Genomic DNA, 522 nt, shown 5'->3' on the forward strand with positions numbered 1-522 from the left:
CCCGAACAAGACACCTCGAAAGGGGCGGCTCATTTGCATCTAGAATATCAAACCAGGATGTGATTGCAAGCCCGCTAACCCTTTAGAGCGTACATTTATTTAACGCTATATCTAAGGGATTGATATGCAAGGCATCAGCGCGATTAAAAATCCGCACAATCCGAACCCGTGTTACGTGCTTCGGAAAGATTTGCCTCCGGTTTTGAAGTCACTTTTCGGAATTTGGGTTAAGGATACTGAGAAGTTACACCGTAACTTGCAGATCCAGACGCGCCGATCCGGAACGCGCTGCCGGAAGTTTCGCGAACCACGGCTTAAGGCCTGCGGCGCGTTGATGATGGGCTTGCTGGCGCATGTCAATCTTGCCAGTAGCTACATCTACGCTACCGCGTCCGATCTTGCTCACTCCTGCGGGCTGGTCACTACTGGCCAGAAGGCGATTAACTCTATCGCCCGTTGTACCCGTGCCCTTTATGAATTGAACCGCATCGGCCTTATCGAATACCAGAAGCCGAAGTTCAA

Annotated in this window: 1 protein-coding gene; it reads left to right on the forward strand. The window is 51.0% G+C overall.

The features are described 5' to 3' along the window. Positions 1-124: 124 nt before the first annotated feature. Positions 125-522: RepA family replication protein (locus tag N1032_RS27835; RefSeq protein WP_259543978.1), on the forward strand; the 398-nt coding region annotated here is incomplete at its 3' end.

Origin of the sequence: Herbiconiux daphne (assembly GCF_024979295.1) — a bacterium.
In the GTDB taxonomy this organism is placed as follows: Bacteria; Actinomycetota; Actinomycetes; order Actinomycetales; family Microbacteriaceae; genus Herbiconiux; species Herbiconiux daphnes.